Consider the following 21,117-nt stretch of genomic DNA (forward strand, 5'->3'; position numbering starts at 1 on the left):
TTTCGCGGAAAAAGAGAGGCGGCCGGCGTGCAAACTCGGTTGCATGCCGTTTGAGCTCCACGGCTGGTTTCATCAAGCGGCCTGGGTAGCCGGTGGCATCCGGCTCCATCAGATCCCCTAACGAAGCTTGTGGCGATCCGCCCATCGGGAGATGGCGGCGGCGATTGCCTCGGGTTGATCCTCCGGCACGACATGGCGGGCCGGGCCGCAATTTTCGATGTCTAGATTGGCGATGTTTGCCCGGCACCAAGCCGTCATCGCCTCACCGATCAACAGGGTTTCCGCCGGACCCTCGAAGGTCAGGAGCAGCTTCGGGACATCCGCGCTCGCCGCCAGCCAGGCATCGTAGGCTTCGATCCGGGCGACGACATCGGCCGGCTCGCCCTCGATCGGCATTGCGCGCGGCCATTCCAGCAACGGCCGCCGGCTTTCGCGGGTTGGGTAGGGTGCGCGGTAGACGGCATGATCCTCGTCGTTCAGCCCACTGAGTACGGTGGCTCGCAGCGCCTGCTCGATAAAGAAGTTCTCGTCAAGAACCTTGGCCTCGCCGCTGCCCGGCGAGCGCAGTGCCTCGTAACGCGGCCTCGAGTTCGGGAGATCGTCCCAGCTCATCGGTCGCATGATGGTTTCCATGAAGGCGATGCCGAGCACCCGGTCGGGATGGCGGGCTGCCCAGTCGAATGCCAGCGCGCCACCCCAGTCGTGGCCGACCAGCACGACGCTGGTGAGTTCAAGAGCGTCGAACCAGGCGTCGAGATAACGGGCATGATCAGCAAAGCGATAGGGAATGTCGGGCTTGCCCGAGCGGCCCATGCCAATGAGATCGGGCGCAAGGCGGCGGGTCGGCGCACCGATATGGGGAGAAACATGCCGCCAGAGATAAGACGAGGTGGGATTGCCGTGGAGGAAGACGAAGGGGGTCCCGCTCCCTGCATCCTCATAGAAGATTGTCGAATCCAGCACATCGATGGAGGGCATGGCGGGTATCCTTTCTTCGAAAGAAATGGTAAGGTACCTGTCTATCTAACACAATAGTCAGGTGCCTGTCTATATCCCATGGAAAACTGTGCTCCCTCCCGTCCGCCCCTAGGCCTGTTGTTGCGGCTTGCGCACCAGCACTGGACACAGGCCGTCGAAGCCGCGCTGGACGAAGCCGGCTTCGGCGACATCCGTCCGCCGCATGCCAACGTTTTCACCTTTGCCCGCCCCGAGGGCATCCAGGTCAGCGAACTCACCAAGCTTGCCCACGTGCGTAAGCAGACAATGACGCAGGCGGTCGAGGAGCTCGAGCGGTTGGGTTATGTCGAGCGCCGCCCAGATCCCAACGACCGGCGTGCTCGACTGGTGTTCCTCACAGAACGCGGCAAGGGTGTCCGACCGATCGCGATGGCGACCGGCCGTCTCGTCGACGAACGTTGGGCGGAAATTGCCGGCTCGGAGGAGATCGAGCAGATCAAGCATGCATTGCAAAGATTGCTCGGTCGGTTGCAGAGCGACGATCAGACCGGTATCGGGGCTGAAGAGCAGGCTGGTTCCTAAGCCGGCGCGTCGCTTTTTCCCGGCACCAATTCCATCGGCCATACTTCGTGGACGAAATCGCTGCGGCCGGTGACTTTTGTCGCGGCGTCCAGCTCGGCAATGATCATTTCGCCGAGGCGGGCGCCGTAGTGTTTGAGATCGATGCGGAAGCTTGTCAGCGACGGCGTCAGGTAGCGGCAGACGGGATTTTCGCGAAAGCCGATGACGGCGAGGTCCTTGCCGGGCTGCAAGCCGCCTTCGCCAAGCCGCTGGTAAAGGCCCATCGCCATTGTTTCCTGGATAAGGAGCACGGCCGTCGGGCGGTCGTCCATGGCAAGCAGCTTGGAGGCCAGTTCGTATCCGCCGGAAATGCGGTCGTGCAGGCGCAGCACCAGCCTTTCATCGAAGGCGAGGCCCGCTTTTTCCAACCCGGCCTTGAAGCCCGCCAGAAAGATGTAGTTGTTGTTCGTCTCCTGCGCAGTCAAGCCGAGCAGGATGCGTTTGTGCCCCCGCGATGCCAACCGCTGCACTGAGGTCTCGGCAACTCCGGCAAAATCGAGATCGAGCGCGGCATAATCGCCCTTGGTCTCGCTGCTGCCGAGCGCGACGAAAGGCATGTGCCATTTCCTCAGATAGTCGATGCGCGGATCGATGCGCTGGACATTGGAGATGATGAAACCATCGGCGAGCCGGCGGTCGACGGCGCGGTAGAGGAATTCGTTTTCATCCTGATCGGAGGCGCAGGGCAGGATCATCAGGTCATAGCCGACATTGGCAAGCGTGCTCTGCAATCCCTCGCTCAGCGCCATGAAGAAGGTTTCGCCTGACATGGTGCGGCCGATGTCTGTACGCATGGTCAGTGCGATCGCCTTGGTCGCGCCGCTACGCAGGCTGCGTCCTGACTGGTTCGGCCGATAGCCCAGCCGCTCGGCCTCGGCGAGAATGCGTTTACGCGTCTCGGGGCTAACTTCGCTGCGGTCGTTCATCGCTCGCGAAACGGTGCTGATCGCCATGCCAAGATGGGCGGCCAATTCCCGGATACCGACTGTCTGCGGTTTCTTCATGCTGCTCCATATCGTCGCGACTCGACGAGATCGTCTTGACATCCCCACATCGTCATGGCAATTCCCGGAAACGTTTCCGGGATTCGATCATCTGAATGCCCGGCGAAGACATAGGCGCTGGCGGGAGGGCCACGGTCCAAAGAGCCCGCAGCGCAAAGGAGATTTTCAGGAGGAGAAAATGGCTGTTTCCGAAGAAACCATTGTTCGCAAGCTGACATGGCGTCTGCTGCCGATTCTTATATTCTCGTATTTCATCGCGATCCTCGATCGTGCCAATGTCGGTGTCGCGGCGTTGACCATGAACCGGGATCTGGGTCTGTCGATGACCGCTTTCGGTTTTGCCGCCAGCATATTCTTCGTGCCATATGTGCTGCTTGAAATCCCGTCGAACCTCGCGCTTGAGCGATTTGGCGCGCGTTGGTGGATTGCCCGCATCATGCTGACCTGGGGACTTCTGGCCGCCGCCCATGCGTTAGTCTGGAATGCCGGCAGCCTTTATGTGCTGCGTGCGCTTCTGGGCGCGGCGGAGGCCGGTTTCTTTCCGGGCGTCGTCTTCTACCTGACGCTCTGGTATCCGTCGGCCTATCGCGGCCGCATCATCAGCGCCTTCATGGCCGGCATTCCGATCTCGCTGGTGATAGGCACGCCGGTATCGACGCTTCTGCTGCAGCTCGATGGCATATTCGGCCTGCATGGGTGGCAGTGGATGTATCTGCTGGAGGGCCTGCCGGCCCTGATTGTTGCGGTGCTCATTCCGTTCATCCTGCCGAGTGGCCCGAAGGAAGCGAAGTTCTTGGAGCCCGCCGAGCGCGACTGGTTGGTGGCGCGGCTCGACCGCGAACAGCGTGAACGCGCGGCGCTGAGCGGCGGAGGCCATGGAAAGCAACTGATGACGGCGTTGCTCAGCCCGCAAGTTCTGCTGTTCTGCCTTATGTATTACGGCCTCACCAATCTCAACGGCGCGGTCAGCACCTTCCTGCCGCTTATCCTGAAGGGTTTTGGTTTCAGCCAGGTGCAGACCGGCTTTGTCGCGGCAATTCCTTATCTCTTCGGCATCGCCGGCATGCTGCTGCTTGGCCGTCTCGCCGATCGCCCCGGCAAGCGCCGCCTGGCCAATTACACAGCGTTGATCATTTCGATCATCGGCCTCGTAGGCTCGGCAGCCAGTGCTGATCCGACGGTCAAACTTCTGATGCTCTGCATTGCCGCCTTCGGGGTTTTCGGCGCCATGCCGGTGTTCTGGGGTCTGCCGACAGCGATCCTCAGCGGGGCTGCGGCAGCTGGCGGCATTGCCCTTATCAATGCGCTCGGCAATATTTCCAGCGTAGTCAATCCCTGGGTGATCGGCATGATCCATGACTCGACCGGCAATTTCGACGACGGCCTCTATTGGCTGGCGCTGATGGCCGCCATGTCGGTCGTCACCCTCATCGTCATTTCAACGCTCTTTGGCCGCATCCCTGAAGCCGGTGCAGTCAAAGCGCGATAAGCCGAGGTACAGTCATGTTAATTACTGAAGTCCGTCTTCGTCGCCTGCAGGGCACGCTGCCGACCAACGGCGATCTTTGGGAGGAACGGCTCGTTCGTCCCATCGATATCTATCCGGAATACCGGGTCAGAAACGATCACGAAGGAGGCATTCAAACTGCCGACGGGTTCAAGATCACCACGCATTTCGTGGAGATCCATACGGATGAAGGCGTTACCGGCCTTGCCGGCCCGATCCCGGAAGGCGCCGCCTACATCATCGCTAAGCACCTGCGCAAATATCTGATCGGTCAGGACGCAATTGCCGGCGAGAAGCTCTGGGATCAGATGCATCGCGGTATGGTGCATGGCCGCCAGGGCGACGCGATGCTGGCGATCAGCGCCGTCGACTGCGCGCTGTGGGACCTGCGTGGCAAATGGCTGAATCAGCCGGTCTACCGGCTGCTCGGCGGACCAACTCAAACGAAGATCCCGGCCTATGCTTCGATGCTCGGCTTTGCCGTGCTCGATGCCGGCAAGGTTCGCGAGCGTGCCATCGAATACAAGGAGAAGGGCTACCGCGCCCAGAAATGGTTCTTCCGCCACGGCCCGATGAGCGGCACCGAGGGCATGAAGAAGAATGTCGAGCTGGTGCGCACGCTGCGTGAAGCCGTCGGCGAAGATTACGATCTGATGTTCGACTGCTGGCAGTCGATGGATGTCGGCTATGTCGTCGATCTCGCAGAGCGGATCGAGCAATACAAGCCGCGGTGGCTTGAGGAATGCGTCATGCCCGACCGCATCGACAGCTATCGGAAACTGAGCGAACGCATTCGTATTCCGCTCTCGGGCGCCGAGCACGAATATACCCGCTGGGGCTTCAAGCGCTTCATCGACTCGGAAGCGCTCGACGTCATTCAGCCGGATATCTACTGGTGCGGCGGTCTGACCGAGACGTTGAAGATCGCGGCCTACGCCACAGTGCATGACCTCATCACCATTCCGCATGGTCATTCCAGCTTCGTCACCGCACATTTTTCGGCGGTGCAGTCGCCGATTCATACGCCCTACCAGGAATATCTGGTGAAGTGGAATGCGGTGCATCAGCACTTCCTCGTCGATCCGCTCGATGTCATCGACGGCATGATCGAAGTGCCTGACAGACCCGGCCTGGCGATGGAGATCGACAAGAGCAAGATCGAGGCGGAAGACATCATCTTCGCGGCTTGATGCCGAAAAATCCCGGCCGGGTGAGCAGATCGTCCGGCCGGGAGTGTTTTATCGGATAACGCCGGGATCACGAAGAGTTTCGTTATCAATCTCCGAGGTTTGACCTATCTAGATTGCAACGTCAGGCCAATGGAACCTATGGGGTTCAGGAGAGCGATTTCATGAGACATATCGGTAGCATAGTGCAAAAAGCGGCCTTCGCTTTCGGCGTCGGATTCATTGGTTTGAGCGCGGCCATAAGTCCCTTCGGAGCTACGCCGGCGTCGGCCCAGACCATCATCGACGATTGGCAGAAGGTGAAGCCGCCGGCGGCACCGGAATTGAAGCCGGTGACGGTCGATCAGAAGACGACGGCACTGCTGATCCTCGATTTCAACGGCGCGCAGGACCCGACCAAGGGGCCGTGCAACAAGAATACCAAGCCGCGGTGCCTTGCCTCCGTGCCGAAGGTCAAGGCAATGCTTGACGAGGCCCGCGCCAAAGGCGTGTTCGTGGTCTACAGCTTGGCCGGCGTGGGCGAACCTCAGGACATCGCCACGGATATTGCGCCGCTAGCAAGCGACCCGATCGTAAAATCCGGCGCCGACAAGTTCATCGGTACCAATCTCCGCAACATCCTCGCCGACAAGGGCATCAAGACCGTGATCGTCACTGGCACGGCCGCCGAAGGCGCGGTTCTCGACACGGCGACCGATGCTGCACTGAACGGCATGAACATCATCCTCCCCGTCGACGGCATGTCGTCCACCGAACTCTACGCCGAGCAATATGTAGCCTGGCATATGGTCAACGCGCCCGGCGTTTCACAGAAGACGACGCTGACCAAGATCGACATGATCAAGTTCTGAGACATTGGCCAGCCAAGCCAAAACGACACCCCGCTTCAGATGGGCGCTGAAGAGGGGTGTCTTTGATATCGCGGCCTCTTTTAGTTCAGGGTCTCGTTGAAGAGGTTCAACAGGCGCTTCCAGTGCCGTTCGGCACCGGTCTCGTCGTAGACGCCGTGGTCGGGAACGGTCCAGCCATGGGCCATGCCGACATAGTTCTCGATCATATGGTCGACGCCGCCTATGCGGAGCGCTTCGGCGAGGCGGCCGGATTGCTCCGGCGGGAAGCTGTTGTCGACACCGGCGACGCCGATATAGACGCTGCCCTTGATGTCAGCAGCCAGGCGATGCGGGCTGTCTTCCGCGTCGCTGGCAAGATTGCCGCCGTGGAAGGTGGCGGCGGCTGCGATGCGGTCGGAATAGGCAGCCGCTGCCGTCAGCGCGCGGGCGCCGCCCATGCAATAGCCGATGGCGCCGACCGGACCGGTGGCGCCTGCTGTGGTCAGCGCTTCGAGGAAGGCGGCGCTGTCGCGCTTGGTCATCTCTTGCGTCGTGCCGCGCAACATATTCATGATCATTTCGCGCGAGGCCGGGTCACCGAAGGACGTGCCATTGAACGGGCCATAGGCGCCGAAGCGATAGAACAGGTCGGGCAGCAGGACGACATAGCCGGAATCGGCAAGCCGCTGCGCCATGTCGTAGAGCGCCTGACGTGGACCCATGGCGTCCATGTAGAAAATGATGCCACGCTCAGCGGAAACACCATTGTCGGGGCGGAAGATGGCGGCTTTCGCGACGCCATCGGCAGCATTGATTTCAATATCTTGTTTCATCGTCAAATTCCTTGCGGTCCTGGTTTGAACGTTCGTTTCCCCGAGACGGCACTCTGGCAAATGGCCGGAGGGCGCTCAATAGCATTTCCCTTTCAAAAAGATGCGACAGGTAAATCGGCGATCAACATCTCTTGAGTTCCCGCTTTTGCTGTCAGTGGAATAGTATCCGAGGCGAAGGCGTCGATGCGCGGGGCCGATGGAGGATACGTAGCATGTCTTTTCGCCAGATCGTTCCAGGCCTTGCGCTGGTCTTTTCCCTCGTCTCGACGCTGGCCTTTGCCGCGCCGCCGGAGCAAGGCCGCTCTTCGGGCGGCGGAGGTGGCGGAAGCGTTCTCTCCCTGTTGCCAGCCGATGCCGTTAGCGACCATGTGCTCAACGCCGATGGTAAGAGCATTCCCTATACGGCGACAGCAGGTACACTTGATCTCTTCGGCCAGGACGGCGAGCGCACCGCGGCGATCTTCTACACCGCCTATGTCGCCAAGAACCGGGATGCCGGCAGACCGATCACCTTCGTCTTCAATGGCGGGCCGGGCGCTGCCTCAGCCTTTCTCAGCCTCGGATTGGTCGGGCCGCGCATTCTCGATTTCGGCCCGAGCGGGCGCGACGGCGCCAACGCGAAGCTGGTCGACAATCCTCAAAGCTGGCTGAACTTTACCGATCTCGTCTTGATCGATCCGATTGGCACCGGCTGGAGCCGCACGGTAAAGTCTGATGATGCCAAAGAGTTTTACAGCGTGCGCGCGGATGCCGAGAGCCTTGCCAAGGCGATCGCGCTTTATGTTGCCCACAACGGACGCGCCGCCTCGCCGAAATATATTCTCGGCGAGAGCTATGGCGGGCTGCGTTCGGCAAAAGTCGCCACCAGCTTGCGGCAGGATCAGGGCATCCTGATTTCCGGCATCGTCATGCTGTCGCCGTTGATCGAAGGGCGGCTCGTCTTCGGAGCCAACGATCTCGCACTCGGCGCGGCGCTCGAATTGCCTTCGCTGGCCGCTGCCGAGTTGGAGCGGAAAAATGCCTTCAACGAGCAGGGGGTTCAGGACGCCGAAAAATTTGCGCTGAACGAATATCTGCCCAGTCTTGCCGGCCCGCCTCCGACCGGCGATGCCGGTCGTGCGTTCTACGACCGCGTGGCCAAGCTGACCGGCATTCCCGAGGATGTCGTTGCTAAGAATCAGGGCTTTCTTGGTGGGGTGTATCAGAAGCATTCCGATGGTGACGGCGCCGATATCGTCAGTTCCTACGACGCTTCGTTCCTGGCGCCGGATCCCTATCCTGAATCGGAGTCAGGCCGCAGCGACGATCCGATCCTCGATGGTTTCGTTCGCGCCTATGGCGGGGCCTTCTCAAGCTATGCGCGCGACGAGCTCGGCTTCCATACCGACATGACCTACAATCTGCTGTCGAGCTCCGTAAACGAGCATTGGAACTGGGGCGGCCGCAACGGCGGTTCGCGCCTGCATGCGAGCGGGACGGACGACATCAAGGAGATGCTGACCCTTGTCCCGTCTTTCCGGCTGCTGGTGGCGCAGGGCTATAGCGATCTCGTCGTGCCCTTCGGCGTCAACAAATATGTGCTCGATCACATGCCGCCGGCCTTTGCCGACCGCGTGGCGCTGAAGCTCTATCGCGGCGGGCATATGTTCTACACGCGGCCGACGTCGCGAGAGCAATTCACGACAGACGCCAAGGCGTTTTTCGCGGCGCAGCCAGCGACACCCCCGCTGCAGTCAAATTAGTCGTGCTGTAGCTGAAACAGATGCTTGATGCGTGAGGTCAGAGAACCGATTGGAGCGCCGTTGACCAGCATGTCGCTGGCGCCGAAAAGATGGCGTTCGGCTTCGATGCGCTTCGACATGATAGCCCCCAGCTCTTCGGCGATGGAAGGCCGGTCATGCAGGAGCGGCGCCAGGCAATCCTCGCCGATTTCATAGGTCACCACGAAGGTCAGCGCCTGGATCGTGCCGACTTCGCCGGCCCCCATCAGCAGACCGCCTTCGCCGAAATAGTCGCCGGGAGCAAGCCGCGTCAATTCGATCTGCCGCTGCGCCTCCCTGCGGGTAACGCTGACAACGCCTGAGCGCACGATGGTCAGCGAGCGCAACCGCGAATCCTGCTCGGCGAGGACGGCATCCTTGTGATAGGTGCGGCGCTGCATATGCGAGGCCAGATGCTCCTTCTCGTCCTCGGTCAGCGACGAGAACAGCGGGATATTGTTGAGCAACCGCCACGGCGTACCGGGATGCTGGGCGGCGTTCGCCGTCTCGGCCTGGGATTCCGACGGCATCGTGATGGCGTCGGGTGGACCCGCGAGCTTCAACCCGCCTGCTTTCGAATGACGATAGATAAGGTCGTTGATCTCATTTTTGGCGGCCGCCGTCTGGGATATGTCACGGATGCGGAAATTCAATTGCAATTCGACCGCCTGTCCGTCGATTGAATCGATCATTACGCTCGGCTCTGGCGTCTTCTGAATTGTGTTGCAACTGATCAGCACGTTGCGCATGACATCAGCGATGACTTTCGGCTGCGTGGTCGGCTGGACGCGGACGGTGATGGTGATGCCGTGGCTTTCGTCCGGGCTCGAGAGATTGGTGATCCGGCTTTTGGCAAGGGCGCTGTTCGGGATGACGACGAGGTCGTTGGTGCCGCTGAGCAAATGCGTGGCTCGCCAGTTGGTTTCGACAACACGGCCTTGAATGTCATTGTCGAGCACCACCCAATCGCCCACAGAATAGGGTCTGCCGAGATTGAGCGCGATGCCGGAGAAGACGTCGCTTAGCGTGCTCTGCAACGCAAGGCCGAGAATGATGGCGAAGACGCCCGAGGTCGCGATCAGCGTGCCGACCGGTACGCTGAAGACATCGGCGACGACGGAGAGAGCCGCGCCGAGATAGATGATGCCGACGACCAGATCCTGCAGCAGCCGGCCTTCGCGCGGCTTGCGCTCGAAGATCAGGAACAGGCGCACGAAAGCGACCAGCACCCAGGCGCCGTTGATCCACCAGACGATCTTGGCGAAGCCGGTGAAGACGCGCAGCGTCACCGTGTCCTGTGCCTGCGCCGGACTGGGCTCATAGGGCACGATGCCGTGATAGAGCAAAAGCGCGGTCAGGCTGACGAAAAAGGCGATCTGTCCGATCAGTCGCCCGGCGCGCCGGTGGCGAAGCAGGAAACGACTGACGAATGTGCCAATGACCACCAAGATGCAGAACTGGACGATCGGATCGGCGAGAAGCGCAATGGACATGAGGACTTGGCCGCGTTCAGTCTTTCGGATGGCCGGTAAATTGGCATGAACTTGGCCGCAATACCATATGGCTAGGTCCGAGCTTTCCTTAGCGCATCCGAAATCTCGGCGCGGGCAACGCCGATCAGGCGTTCCATGGCGCTGCGGGCGTCGTCGGGGCGGCGCATGCGGATGGCTTCCAACACCTCCTGGTGCATTGCGATTGCCTGTTCATGCGATTGGCTGGCGCGGTTCGTCAGGCGGAAGCTCGCGAGCAGTGCTGCGCGGATGGCGGTAGCGAATTGCAGATAGACCCAGTTGCCGCTGGCGCGGATGATCGCGGTATGGAATTCGAGATCCGCCCGGCTCCATGCCTCGTTATCGCGAGCATTGGCTTCTACCATCTCCTCGAAAGCCTTCGATATGCGGAAGAGATGATGAGCATTGGCGTTGGCTGCGGCCTGGGCGGCGGCGGCCGGTTCCAGCAATTGACGGGCCTCGATCAGCGAGGCGTGAAAACGGTCGTCGTTGCCGAGCCGCAGGGTGGCATCGAGGACGAGCGGATCGAGATAGTTCCAGTTTTCCCGCGGCAGCACGGTGGTGCCGGCGCGGGTGCGCGAGCGGATCATGCCGAGCGCCGCCAGATATTGCATGGCCTCGCGCAGGCTGGTGCGGCTGACGCCGAATTGCTCGGTCAGTTCCGCCTCGTTCGGCAACGTCGAACCTTCGACCATTTCGCCGGATATGATCTTGTCGATAAAGCGTTGCAGCAGCGCTTCACGCACGCTGCGCTTGCCGCCCTCGGAAAGGCCGGGCATCGCCGCAGTCAATTTTTTCCCCGTTTTGCCGCTTACCATGCCGTCTCCCTGGTTGTTCCCCACCGTGCACCTGTTGCAATCGTCAATGCAATCACCAAGCGCGGCCATCCCAGACCAACTGTATATAAATCCTACCTATGTTGACAATAAATATGATGAAAACTACCGTCCCCGCGGAATTGCTCAATGCGAACGGGAGGACAATGGCTGGACATGACGGTGGTGGAGCTCACGGGCAGCAGCCTGACAGCGCGGCTTTCCACGCGCGGCGGCCTCGTGCTCGGCCTCTGGTGGGAGCGGGGCGGCATGCGCGTACCGTTGCTGCGGGAAGCATCGTCTGACGACGCCGATGCGCTCTCCTCGGGCTGTTATCCGCTCGTTCCCTTCGGTAACAGGGTGAAGGACAATCGCTTTACCTTCCGCGGCAAGGACTATGCATTCGAGCCCAATACGCCTTGGGATCCGCATTATCTGCATGGTGAGGGCTGGCAGTCGGAATGGAAGGTTCTGAGCCAAAACAGTAGCGAGGCAGAATTCCGCTTTTCGCATGAAGGCCATGACACACCCTACGCCTATGAAGCGCGGCAGCGCTTTGCCATTCATGATGACCGCTTCGACATGCATCTCGAAGTCAGGAACATTGGAGCGGAGGCACTTCCTTTCGGCCTGGGTTGGCATCCCTACTTTCCCATGACACCGGCCACGACGCTCAAGGCACCGGCGCGGCAGTTCTGGACGGAAATAAAGGGCTGGCTGCCGGGGGAGGCGACGGACATTCCCGAGGACCTGGATTTTGCAACGGCCCGCGGGTTGCCGCATCGCTGGATCAACAATGGCTTCGAGGGGTGGGACGACTTTGCGGAAGTCGCCTGGCCCGAGCATGGAGTCCGCCTGCGTCTGACTGCGGATGAGCAGCTTAGGCACTATTTCATCTTTGTCTCCGATGCCGGCTTTGATCCGGACTATCAGCGCGACTATTTCTGTTTCGAGCCTATGTCGCATCTGGCAAACGGCCATAACCTGCCCGACCTCGGTGATCTCACCGTACTGGAACCCGGCGAGGAGATGGCGGTCAGCCTGCAATTGTGTCCGGAAGCGATTGCCTAGCGGCTCCCAGTTCAAGAAAGGATTCTCATGACCAACCGCCTTTCCGGCAAACGCATCCTGATCACCGGCGCGGCGCAGGGTATCGGCCTGGCGATTGCCAAGGCCTGTGCCAAGGAAGGCGCAGGCCTGTTCCTCATCGATATGGATGGCGCATTGTTGGCGCGCGAAGCCGAAGCGCTGAAGGCAGCAGGCGCGGTGCTCGGTTATGCCGCGGCTGACATTACCGATGCCGCAAAGATCGAGGCTGCAGTGGCGCTGGCGGCCAGTGAGATCGGCCGGCTTAATGCGCTGATCAATAATGCCGGAGTCAACGTTTTCTCCGAGCCGCTGGCGACGTCCGATGAAGAGTGGCAACGCTGTTTCGATGTCAATCTCAAGGGCGCCTGGAATTGCTGCAAGGCAGTGCTGCCCGGTATCATCGCCGAGGGCGGCGGTGCGATTCTCAACATTGCCTCCACCCATGCCTTCACCATCATCCCGCACACTTTTCCCTATCCGCTTGCCAAACATGCACTGCTCGGCATGACGAAATCGCTGGGGCTCGAATATGCAGCCAAGGGCGTCAGGGTGAATGCGCTAGCGCCGGGCTATGTTTCGACGCAGAAGGTCATCGACTATTGGAATAGTTTTGCCGATCCGGAAGCCGCCAAGGCGGAGACGATGCGGTTGCATCCCGGTGGCCGCATCGCGACGCCGGAGGAGATCGCGCTCGCTGCCGTCTTCATGATTTCCGATGAGTGCCCCTTCATGAATGCCGCCTGCCTTACCATCGACGGCGGGCTAAGCGTGCAGCAGCATCCTTGATTTCGAGGCGTGGCGGTGCATAAGGTCGCAGCCGTCTTATCTCCTGGGATAAGGCTTGATATTTAGATGACGATCATCATCTTACATTTGTCATTTCATCTTGCTATCTGCTTCTGACGGGCGCAACTCCCAGCGTCCTGGCATCATCAAGGAATACCCATGACACAGTCTTTTGTGATTAGCGGCGATCTGCTGATCGGCGCGGATTCGGCCGGCGACAACAAATCCGTGCGCGCCATCAATCCGGCGACCGGCGCGAACCTGGAACCAGCCTTTGCGATTGCTAGCGAAGCAGATGTTATCAGGGCTTGCGAGCTGGCAGGCCAGGCATTCGATACCTATCGCGCAACCAGCCCGGAAGCTCGCGCGACGTTCCTGGAAACGATCGCGACCAACATCATGGAGATCGGCGATGCGCTGATCGAGCGTGCCACGGAAGAGACTGGCCTGCCGACCGCGCGCCTGCAGGGCGAGCGCGCCCGCACAGTCGGCCAGCTCCGGCTGTTCGCGCAGGTGGTTCGTTCGGGCGAATGGCTCGACCTGCGTGTCGATCCGGCGTTGCCGGACCGCAAGCCGCTGCCACGTCCCGACCTGCGCTTGCGCCAGATTCCGCTCGGCCCTGTCGCCGTCTTCGGCGCCAGCAATTTCCCGCTCGCCTTCTCGGTTGCCGGTGGCGATACCGCCTCGGCGCTGGCGGCCGGTTGCCCGGTTGTCGTCAAGGGCCATCTTGCCCATCCGGGTACCGGTGAGCTGGTCGGCCGCGCCATCCGCGCCGCCGTCGTTGCCTGCGGTCTGCCGGAAGGCACCTTTTCGCTCCTGACCGGCGCGAATGAGACCGGTGCCGCATTGGTGCGCAATCCGCATATCAAGGCGGTCGGCTTCACCGGCTCGCGAGGCGGCGGTCTGGCGCTCGGCGCAATCGCTGCGGCCCGGCCGGAACCGATTCCGGTCTATGCCGAAATGAGCAGCGTCAACCCGGTCTTCTTGTTCCCGGCGGCGCTTGCGGCTCGCGCCGAAGCGATCGGTACCGGTTTTGTCGGTTCGCTGACGATGGGCGCCGGTCAATTCTGCACCAATCCCGGCCTGCTTTTTGCGATCGATAGTCCCGATCTCGATCGTTTCGTCGAGACTGCCAGTGCCGCGCTGACCGGTAGCGTGCCGGCGCCGATGCTGACGCCTGGCATTCATGCCGCATTCGACAATGGCGTTGCAGCCCTTGCCGGCCATGAGGCCGTGAAGACGGTTGCGCGCGGCGCTCCGGCGGAGGGCGTCAACCGCAGCCCCGGCGCCTTCTTCGAGACCGACGTCGAGCATTTTCTCGCTGACGATCGTCTTGGTCACGAGGTCTTCGGTGCCAGCGGCCTGCTGGTGCGCTGCAAGGATATCGACCAGATGATCGCTGTTGCCGAAAAGCTGGAGGGCCAGTTGACCGCGACCTTGCAGCTCGATGCGGGCGATTACGGCATCGCCGCGAAACTGCTGCCAGTGCTGGAACGCAAGGTCGGCCGCATTCTCGCCAATGGCTGGCCGACGGGCGTCGAGGTCAGCCATGCCATGGTGCATGGCGGCCCGTTCCCGGCGACATCAGACAGCCGCACCACATCGGTCGGCACACTTGCCATCCGCCGCTTCCTGCGCCCGGTGTCCTATCAGGATCTGCCGGAAGGCTTGCTGCCGGCGGAATTGCGTGACGAAGGCGTCAAGGGACTGCCGCATCTGCTGGATGGCGTGCGCAAGGGCAACTGAATACTGAGGAGCCCCCTCTATCCGGCCTAAAGGCTACCTTCTCCCCGTTCTGACGGGGAGAAGGGGAGAGACGCATCCGCAACGTTCCTCCCTGTTATCGAGACAGACTAAAAACTAAGCGAATTCGTGCCGTAGGCAGTTGGTGCAGGGGACCGGTTTGCGGTTCATCGATTGTAGGGACATTCAAAGACCAACAATCCCGGCTCTTCTAGAGGAAGCTGCGCCACGACTTGCCCCTTCGGGCTCAAGACAGCTGTTGGTCCCCACGCCACGCGGCCATCACGCTCGCCTGTCACATCAGATGATATTAGCCATAGACCTGTTTCACGGCACCTTTCTCCGCGAACTGCGTTATGCAGTTCCTTGAATGTTTGCGCCCTGTCTCGTCGCATCATGTTATTGGACGGGCATACGATCAAGGATGCTCCAAGGTCCGCAATCTTTCTCGCTGCTTCGGGGAAGTTCGTGTCGAAGCAGATGTTTATCCCAAATTTCAGGCCATCGATTTCAAAGATCGGGCTATCGTTGCCTGCATTGAAGGCCTGTTCGGCACTTAGAAGATGTGCCTTTCGATAACGACCGACAAGAACGCCACGCTCTACGACAATTGCAGTGTTGAATAGTCGTCCGTCTTCGATTTCGATCAGTCCTATGACCATCATAGGACCTGTTTTGGGTAATTGTTCCAGAACCATCCCGAACTTAGGTGATGTGATATCGAGAGCAACGCGTCGCGCCGATGCTTCTTCCGTCAGATATCCCTGAAGAAAACCTTCCGGGAAGACCAGCAAGGCTACACCCTGCGATCCAGCAAGTGCGGCGGTCTCGCATGCATAGTTCAAGGCTGCCCCAATATTCTCGCGAAATTCCGGGGTCTGTGCGGCCGCTATCCTGACACTTTCCACATTGGTCTCCGGGTTAGGGACGTCTCGTAAAGATCCAATCGGTCACCGTGCAGTGCTCTGCGTCGTACCGCAAAAATTCGAAAACGCCCCACTCCCGCGTGTCGGGAGAGGAGCTTTTTTTGACATGAATTCAGCTATTTCACTCAAACCACCGCGTAGACGATCCCCGTGAACGAACCGGCATGGTGCAACAGCTCGCGTTCGCCGGAACCATCGAGGCTTGCGGAATAGAGATTGCCGCCGATATCGGTGAAGAACATGCGGTTGTTTGGGAGGTCCAGCGACAGGCCGATGCCTTCGTCCAGGCCTTCAAGGACCACTTCCGATGTTGCTACCAGGTTGTCCATGCTGGCGCGGTTGACGGTATTGCCGCGCGGAAGATTGCCGCGGTCGGTCCAATAGACGGTGCGAGTGGCGAGATCGAGTTCGAGGTCGATCGGTTCCGGCAGCTTGTCGAGCAAGGTCTCGATATCGCCGCGCTTCGTTGCCGTCTCGCCCAGCGGAATATCGATGCCAGCGCGGAAGATGCGTCCGAGACCGGCATCCGGCGGTCCTTTCTGCGTCCAGTAGATCTGCCCGCGCGGCAGATCGAGGGCGATGCCGACGCACCAGCGTTCGATATTGGCGCTGTCGGCGGGGCTGTCGCCATTCTGGACGAGGGTTTCGATGTCGGAACCGTCGATATTGGCGCGCATCACCCGCATGCCCTCGCGGTCGCACCAGTAGAGCTTGCCACCATCGCGATCGATCTGGATCTGCTTGGGCGTCACCAGCGTGCTGCCCGGCGCAATCAGCGTCACATGATTGCTGCCGTCGAGATCGATGCGTTCGATCGAGCCGTCATGGGCATTGTAGTCCGTGCCCATTTCCGTCCAGTAGAGCCAGCCGTTTTCGCTGTCGACGAGGACGCCGTCCGGGCTGCGGCTTGGGCGTTGGATAATCAGCTTGAGGTCGGTTCCGTCGATGGCGGAGGAGAGAATTCGCCCGTCATTGATATCGAGGAAAAACAGCCGTTCGGTCTTTCCGGGAGAGGCGGCAGGCGTCCGTACTTCTGCTTCAGACATGAGAGCATCCTTTCAAGGATCGGATCTGCGGGTCGTCGCGAGAAGATGATGACATTGCTTGATGACAGCATCATTCGTCTCTGTATTCTCGTCGAGGATCTGCTGCAGCGCAGCAAAGATCAAGAGCCTAGATGTCGCGGATCGTGTCAGCGCGTCGGCGGGCTCTTGATGCCATAACGCCGATCGGGCAACGGCTGGTGGTCAGCATGAATCGGTCTCTCTCAATGCGATCGGTGCCATATCGAAAGCGGCTGATAGTTGTGATTCCCGCCACCGCCCCGGCGTGAGGCCGACGGATTGCGAAAAGACGCGCGTCAGGTGGCTTTGGTCGGAGAAACCACACATCAGCGCGATTTCGGCGAGGGGCGTGCCCGTCCGCATCAGTTCCTTGGCGCGGTCGACGCGGCGTTGCATCACCCAGCGATGCGGCGGGATGCCAGTGCTGCGTGCAAAGGCGCGGGCGAAATGGCTGGTGGAAAGGCCGCAGTCGCTGGCAAGTTGCGCCAGAGACACATCCTGATCCAGTCGGGCGTTAATCGTGTCGCGAGCGCGGCGCAACTGCCACGGCGTCAGGCCACCGATGACGGCGGGTCGCGCCATCTGCATGCGGCCGTAGCGCTGGGCGATATGTGCGTTGAAGGCTTTGCCGACGTGATCGATGAACAATGCGCTCATCCGGTCCGGTTGTTCGATGGCCGGTATCAGGCAGGAAAACAGGTTTTCGATAACGGTGTCGCCGGTAGCGATGCCGGGCGCGAGCGGAAGTTCGACGATACGGTCGGTGCCGAGCGTATCGGCGATCTGGTCGAAGGTCCGACGTGACAGATAGATACTGGTCGTTTCCTCGCGACGCATCTTGCTCGGCGGATCGAGGATCAGGCTGGCGAGCCCGATCGTGCCTTGCGGGAACGGAATGACGGGAACGAAGTATTCGCCGAGCTTCACCCGGTCCAGCGCAGGTTCCTGACGCTGCAGGCCAAGCACGAAACCGACTTCGGTGCGGCCTGAAGCCGTCTCGGGACATTCCAGGTTAATTCCGTTTTTGCATAGAACGGCTTCGAGCGCACACGCTGGCGTGCTCAGCCTGAAATAGTCTTCGGACCCCGCACCATGATGCATCGTTGCTACGCCCCAAGCCTCACAACAGCCGATCCCTCTGAGACCGATGCCAGCGACGATTACCAATTTTTGGAACGCTATCCTAGATAGTGCAGTGCGAAAGCAGCAAATATAGTCTAAATGTGATATAAATCTACTATTTCTAATGTAAGGTCTGCGTCAGCGCCTCACGTTAGGGGACGCTGACGCAATTGATTTTATAACATCGTCTTTTCAGTGGTTTAGGCGATTTTGTAGCGCGCCGCCGGCTTGGTGCGCGACAGATTGGGCATCATGGCCTGGCGCGCACTTTCATAGGCATTCCACTGTGCAATCTCGGGAAGAGCAGGCACGGTCGCGAATTCGCCTTGGTCGAAACCGGAAAGGGCGGAGTCCACCAGATCTTCGGCAGACATGACGATTTCGTTCGGCAGATGCTCGACGGGCGTGCCGGCGATACCCCAGAAATCGGTGGCGGTGGCGCCCGGCAGCACGACCTGGACCTTGATGTTCTTGTCGGCCAGCTCGTGTTTCAGCGACTGGCTGAAGGCAAGGACGAAGGCCTTGCTGCCGCCATAGACGCCGTTGAGGACTTCAGGCGCCACGGCAACGATCGAGGCGATGTTGATGATGGCACCGCCGCCGCGGGCGACGAAGCCGGGCACGACGGCATAGGTCAGCCGTGTCAGCGCCGTGACGTTGAGGTTGATCATCTGTTCCATCTTGTCGATGTCGGAGGCCACCAGCGGTGCGGTGCCGCCGACGCCGGCGTTGTTGACCAATAGGGTGATGCTGGCATCGTCGCGCAAGGTTTCTTCGACACGGGCGAGATCGGCCTTTTCGTTGAGGTCGGCCGAAATGACTTCGACCGTGCGGCCGGTTTCGCCAGTGAGGCGCTGAGCAAGCGTCGTCAGGCGATCGCGATTGCGGGCAACCAGGATCAGGTCATAGCCGCGCTTGGCGAGGCGGTGGGCGTAGAGGGCGCCGATGCCGGTGGATGCGCCGGTGACGAGTGCGGTGCCTTTGTGTTCGCTGGACATTGTCTCTTTCCTTCGTTTTGGTTCAGGGCGTTGGCGTCTGCCGTTCGCTTGGGAGGATTTATAGTCCGACTTGCTCGTGTCTTAAATGTCATATATACCACCTTTTAGGACATCATGGAGATTTCGACCATGCAACGCATCGCCTTTCTTTTGTTTCCCGAGTTTCAGGTCATGATTTTGGCCGCCGCCTCGGTGTTCGAATTCGCCAATCTTGAGGTGAAAGAGCCGATCTACGAGACGCTCTATGTTTCGGAGACCGGCGGAAAAGTTATGAGTTCGCTCGGGTTGGCGGTCGAAACTCAGGCGTTTGACGATCCGACATTCGACACGCTAATCGTCAGCGGCGCGCCGCAGGAAGCCGTGCCGACAGCGGGGGAGCGGCTGTTCATGCAAGAGGCGTTGACGCGCTCGCGCCGTCTCGCGTCCATCTGCACCGGCGCCTATTTCCTTGCCCATGCCGGCTTGCTCGACGGGCGGCGGGCGACGACGCATTGGATCGTGGCTCGCGATATCCAGACGCGGTTTCCCAAGATCAAGATGGAGGAAGACCGCATCTTCATCATTGATGGTTCTGTCTGGACCTCCGCCGGCATGACGGCAGGCGTCGATCTGGCTTTGGCGATGGTGGAGAAGGATCACGGTGCCGATCTGGCGCGTGCGGTGGCAAAGAAACTTGTCGTCTATCACCGCCGCGCCGGCGGTCAGTCGCAGTTTTCGGCGCTTCTGGAGATGGAGCCAAAATCGGACCGGATTCAAAGCGCTCTCGCCTATGCCAAACGCAATCTGCGCACGCCGCTGTCGGTGGAACAGCTCGCCGACGCCGCGCATTTGAGCCCCCGGCAATTCAGCCGCGCTTTCCGCTCGGAGACGGGTCAGTCGCCGGCCAAGGCGGTGGAGAACCTGCGCGTCGAGGCGGCCCGGCTGATGATGGAGGAGGGGCGGCACTCGATCGACGTGGTGGCGCAGGAAACCGGCTTTGCCGACCGCGAACGCATGCGGCGCGCCTTTCTGCGGGCTTTCGGGCAACCGCCGCAGGCGATCCGGCGGAACGCGCAGCGGGAATATGCCGCTTGAAGTAGGGATATCCTCGCTGTGGTGCAGGGATAGATGTCAAGCGGCGTGTGGTGCAAACAGCTCGATCTCTTCGTCAAATCCTTTCAGCGATCGACTGCCGATCGAGATGCAGTCTTGATAGCTGAGCATCTTCGCAAAATCCCGCGACATCAGCAGCGGTTCGCTGCTATCGCTGCATACGCCCTGTATCCGGCTGACGAGGTTGACGTCGGGGCCAATGACGGTGAAATCCAGGCGGCGGCCGGAGCCAATATTGCCGTAGCTGACTTCGCCATAGTGCAGCGCGATGCCCGCCTGCAGGTGTGCGTCGGGGAAATGCAGCGCTTCGAGGCGAGCGAGGATGGCTTTGGCGGCGGCGAGTGCGGCATCGCTGGAGAGGGTTGCGTCATAGCCGGGGAAGACGGCGAGAACGGCATCGCCCATGAATTTCAGGACTTCGCCGCCTTCGTGAGCAATTGCCGGCACGACGGCGTCGAAATAGATATTCAGCAGCTCCAGTACGCGCTCGCCAGGCAGGCGGTTGGAAAGCTCGGTGAAGCCGCGGAGGTCGCAGAGCATAAGAGCGGCCTCCATGGTCTCGATCTCGCCCTTGCGGATATGGCCGGCGAGGATGCGCTGCGCCGTCATCGGACCGATGTAAATATCGAGCAGGCTGAGCTCGACCTGCCGCAGCGTCCGGAGCTCGCAGGCATTGCGCAGCGACGGCATGATGCGTTGGATCACTTGCCGTTCCGGGAGTGTAAAGCCGCCCGGACGTTTGGTGCCGAAGGAAGCGGCGCTGACCGGCCCATCCGCATTGCAAAGCGGCACGATCATCAGCTCCACCAGATCACGGCCGGCGAATGTGTCGAGCTGTTCCCACTGGTCGTTATCGTCACCCCGGCCGGCGATGACGATATCGCGGGTGTTCATGGCCTTCCACAGTGCGCTGTGCAGGAATGTCTGGGTGATAGTGCCGTGCTCGCGGTCGCGGATCTGTATCGGTTCGTTCGGCGACCAGGAGACGGAACGACCGATGATTTCCGGATGCAGGGTCATGAGATGCAATGTCAGCCGGTCGACCGGGACGCCGAGGCTTCTTAGACGGCGGCCAAGGCCGAAGGTCAGGCCGGCCTCATCCAGCGCGTGGGCCTCGTCGCCAGACAGCCATTCGATGAGCGCGAGGATGGCGGCGGGGCTGATGGCGCCTCGCTCGGAGACGGGGTTTTCGATATCGAGAAGATCAGACAATGAAGGCGCTGCTTGGCGGGTCTTGACGGTGGTCATGATCGTAACTCCTTGGGCGAGGGA

General features: G+C 60.6%; 19 protein-coding genes. 9 read left to right on the forward strand and 10 right to left on the reverse strand.

Annotated elements, in window-relative coordinates; translation table 11 throughout:
- Nucleotides 1–117 precede the first annotated feature (117 nt).
- Nucleotides 118–978 carry a haloalkane dehalogenase gene (locus FHT86_RS28425; RefSeq protein ID WP_133710267.1) on the reverse strand — a complete coding sequence of 287 codons (861 nt, stop codon included), beginning with the start codon at nucleotides 976–978 and terminating at the stop codon, nucleotides 118–120.
- 120 nt (nucleotides 979–1,098) lie between these two features.
- Here FHT86_RS28425 and FHT86_RS28430 point away from each other — a divergent pair, with 120 nt between their 5' ends.
- Nucleotides 1,099–1,539: a MarR family transcriptional regulator gene (locus FHT86_RS28430; RefSeq protein ID WP_246779721.1), complete on the forward strand. Its 441-nt coding sequence runs from the start codon at nucleotides 1,099–1,101 to the stop codon at nucleotides 1,537–1,539.
- On the opposite strand, the gene FHT86_RS28435 is transcribed toward FHT86_RS28430, so the two are convergent.
- Nucleotides 1,536–2,582, reverse strand: coding sequence for a LacI family DNA-binding transcriptional regulator (locus FHT86_RS28435; protein ID WP_166656950.1), 1,047 nt, complete (start codon nucleotides 2,580–2,582; stop codon nucleotides 1,536–1,538). The two genes, FHT86_RS28430 and FHT86_RS28435, sit on opposite strands and share 4 nt — an antisense overlap.
- A 178-nt stretch (nucleotides 2,583–2,760) precedes the next feature.
- Here FHT86_RS28435 and FHT86_RS28440 point away from each other — a divergent pair, with 178 nt between their 5' ends.
- From FHT86_RS28440 to FHT86_RS28450, 3 genes are all read left to right on the forward strand, one after another.
- Complete coding sequence (locus tag FHT86_RS28440; protein ID WP_133710270.1) at nucleotides 2,761–4,071, forward strand: MFS transporter; 1,311 nt, start codon at nucleotides 2,761–2,763, stop codon at nucleotides 4,069–4,071.
- A gap of 14 nt (nucleotides 4,072–4,085) precedes the next feature.
- On the forward strand, nucleotides 4,086–5,279 hold the full coding sequence (locus FHT86_RS28445) for an enolase C-terminal domain-like protein (protein WP_133710271.1): 1,194 nt from the start codon (nucleotides 4,086–4,088) through the stop codon (nucleotides 5,277–5,279).
- Nucleotides 5,280–5,440: 161 nt separating this feature from the next.
- Nucleotides 5,441–6,127, forward strand: coding sequence for an isochorismatase family protein (locus tag FHT86_RS28450; RefSeq protein ID WP_133710272.1), 687 nt, complete (start codon nucleotides 5,441–5,443; stop codon nucleotides 6,125–6,127).
- 80 nt (nucleotides 6,128–6,207) lie between these two features.
- Here FHT86_RS28450 and FHT86_RS28455 read toward each other — a convergent pair whose 3' ends face one another.
- Nucleotides 6,208–6,939, reverse strand: a complete 732-nt coding sequence (locus FHT86_RS28455) for a dienelactone hydrolase family protein (protein WP_133710273.1) — start codon at nucleotides 6,937–6,939, stop codon at nucleotides 6,208–6,210.
- Between the two features lie 212 nt (nucleotides 6,940–7,151).
- On the opposite strand from FHT86_RS28455, the gene FHT86_RS28460 reads away from it, so the two are divergent.
- A complete protein-coding gene (locus FHT86_RS28460) occupies nucleotides 7,152–8,681 on the forward strand; it encodes a S10 family peptidase (protein WP_133710274.1) in 1,530 nt (509 codons plus the stop codon).
- On the opposite strand, the gene FHT86_RS28465 is transcribed toward FHT86_RS28460, so the two are convergent.
- Nucleotides 8,678–10,192: a mechanosensitive ion channel family protein gene (locus FHT86_RS28465; protein ID WP_133710275.1), complete on the reverse strand. Its 1,515-nt coding sequence runs from the start codon at nucleotides 10,190–10,192 to the stop codon at nucleotides 8,678–8,680. The genes FHT86_RS28460 and FHT86_RS28465 overlap by 4 nt on opposite strands.
- Nucleotides 10,193–10,263: 71 nt before the next feature.
- On the reverse strand, nucleotides 10,264–11,028 hold the full coding sequence (locus FHT86_RS28470) for a FadR/GntR family transcriptional regulator (protein WP_183868953.1): 765 nt from the start codon (nucleotides 11,026–11,028) through the stop codon (nucleotides 10,264–10,266).
- A 147-nt stretch (nucleotides 11,029–11,175) separates the two neighbouring features.
- On the opposite strand from FHT86_RS28470, the gene FHT86_RS28475 reads away from it, so the two are divergent.
- The 3 genes from FHT86_RS28475 (at nucleotide 11,176) to FHT86_RS28485 (ending at nucleotide 14,646) form a co-directional block, all read left to right on the forward strand.
- On the forward strand, nucleotides 11,176–12,096 hold the full coding sequence (locus tag FHT86_RS28475) for an aldose 1-epimerase (RefSeq protein ID WP_312862550.1): 921 nt from the start codon (nucleotides 11,176–11,178) through the stop codon (nucleotides 12,094–12,096).
- 27 nt (nucleotides 12,097–12,123) lie between these two features.
- Nucleotides 12,124–12,900 (forward strand): SDR family oxidoreductase, encoded by a 777-nt coding sequence (locus FHT86_RS28480; protein ID WP_133710276.1) that lies wholly within the window; start codon nucleotides 12,124–12,126, stop codon nucleotides 12,898–12,900.
- Between the two features lie 159 nt (nucleotides 12,901–13,059).
- Nucleotides 13,060–14,646, forward strand: a complete 1,587-nt coding sequence (locus tag FHT86_RS28485) for an aldehyde dehydrogenase (NADP(+)) (protein WP_133710277.1) — start codon at nucleotides 13,060–13,062, stop codon at nucleotides 14,644–14,646.
- 164 nt (nucleotides 14,647–14,810) lie between these two features.
- Here the strand turns inward: FHT86_RS28485 and FHT86_RS28490 are convergent, their stop codons facing one another.
- The 4 genes from FHT86_RS28490 to FHT86_RS28505 all read right to left on the reverse strand — a co-directional run bounded on the left by FHT86_RS28490 (nucleotide 14,811) and on the right by FHT86_RS28505 (nucleotide 18,753).
- The gene (locus FHT86_RS28490; protein WP_133710278.1) at nucleotides 14,811–15,551 is read right to left on the reverse strand and encodes a carbon-nitrogen hydrolase family protein; all 741 of its coding nucleotides are present in this window, start codon (nucleotides 15,549–15,551) and stop codon (nucleotides 14,811–14,813) included.
- Between the two features lie 143 nt (nucleotides 15,552–15,694).
- A complete protein-coding gene (locus FHT86_RS28495; RefSeq protein ID WP_133710279.1) occupies nucleotides 15,695–16,615 on the reverse strand; it encodes a 3-hydroxyacyl-CoA dehydrogenase in 921 nt (306 codons plus the stop codon).
- Nucleotides 16,616–16,816: 201 nt separating this feature from the next.
- Nucleotides 16,817–17,800: an AraC family transcriptional regulator gene (locus FHT86_RS28500; RefSeq protein WP_246779722.1), complete on the reverse strand. Its 984-nt coding sequence runs from the start codon at nucleotides 17,798–17,800 to the stop codon at nucleotides 16,817–16,819.
- A 155-nt stretch (nucleotides 17,801–17,955) separates the two neighbouring features.
- Nucleotides 17,956–18,753 carry an SDR family oxidoreductase gene (locus FHT86_RS28505; RefSeq protein ID WP_133710280.1) on the reverse strand — a complete coding sequence of 266 codons (798 nt, stop codon included), beginning with the start codon at nucleotides 18,751–18,753 and terminating at the stop codon, nucleotides 17,956–17,958.
- A 129-nt stretch (nucleotides 18,754–18,882) separates the two neighbouring features.
- Between FHT86_RS28505 and FHT86_RS28510 the strand changes: the two genes are divergently transcribed.
- The gene (locus tag FHT86_RS28510; RefSeq protein WP_133710281.1) at nucleotides 18,883–19,827 is read left to right on the forward strand and encodes a GlxA family transcriptional regulator; all 945 of its coding nucleotides are present in this window, start codon (nucleotides 18,883–18,885) and stop codon (nucleotides 19,825–19,827) included.
- 36 nt (nucleotides 19,828–19,863) lie between these two features.
- Here FHT86_RS28510 and FHT86_RS28515 read toward each other — a convergent pair whose 3' ends face one another.
- Nucleotides 19,864–21,093, reverse strand: coding sequence for an adenylate/guanylate cyclase domain-containing protein (locus tag FHT86_RS28515; RefSeq protein WP_133710282.1), 1,230 nt, complete (start codon nucleotides 21,091–21,093; stop codon nucleotides 19,864–19,866).
- Nucleotides 21,094–21,117: the final 24 nt, after the last annotated feature.

It is taken from the genome of Rhizobium sp. BK313 (genome assembly GCF_014193655.1).
Classification (GTDB): Bacteria; Pseudomonadota; Alphaproteobacteria; order Rhizobiales; family Rhizobiaceae; genus Rhizobium.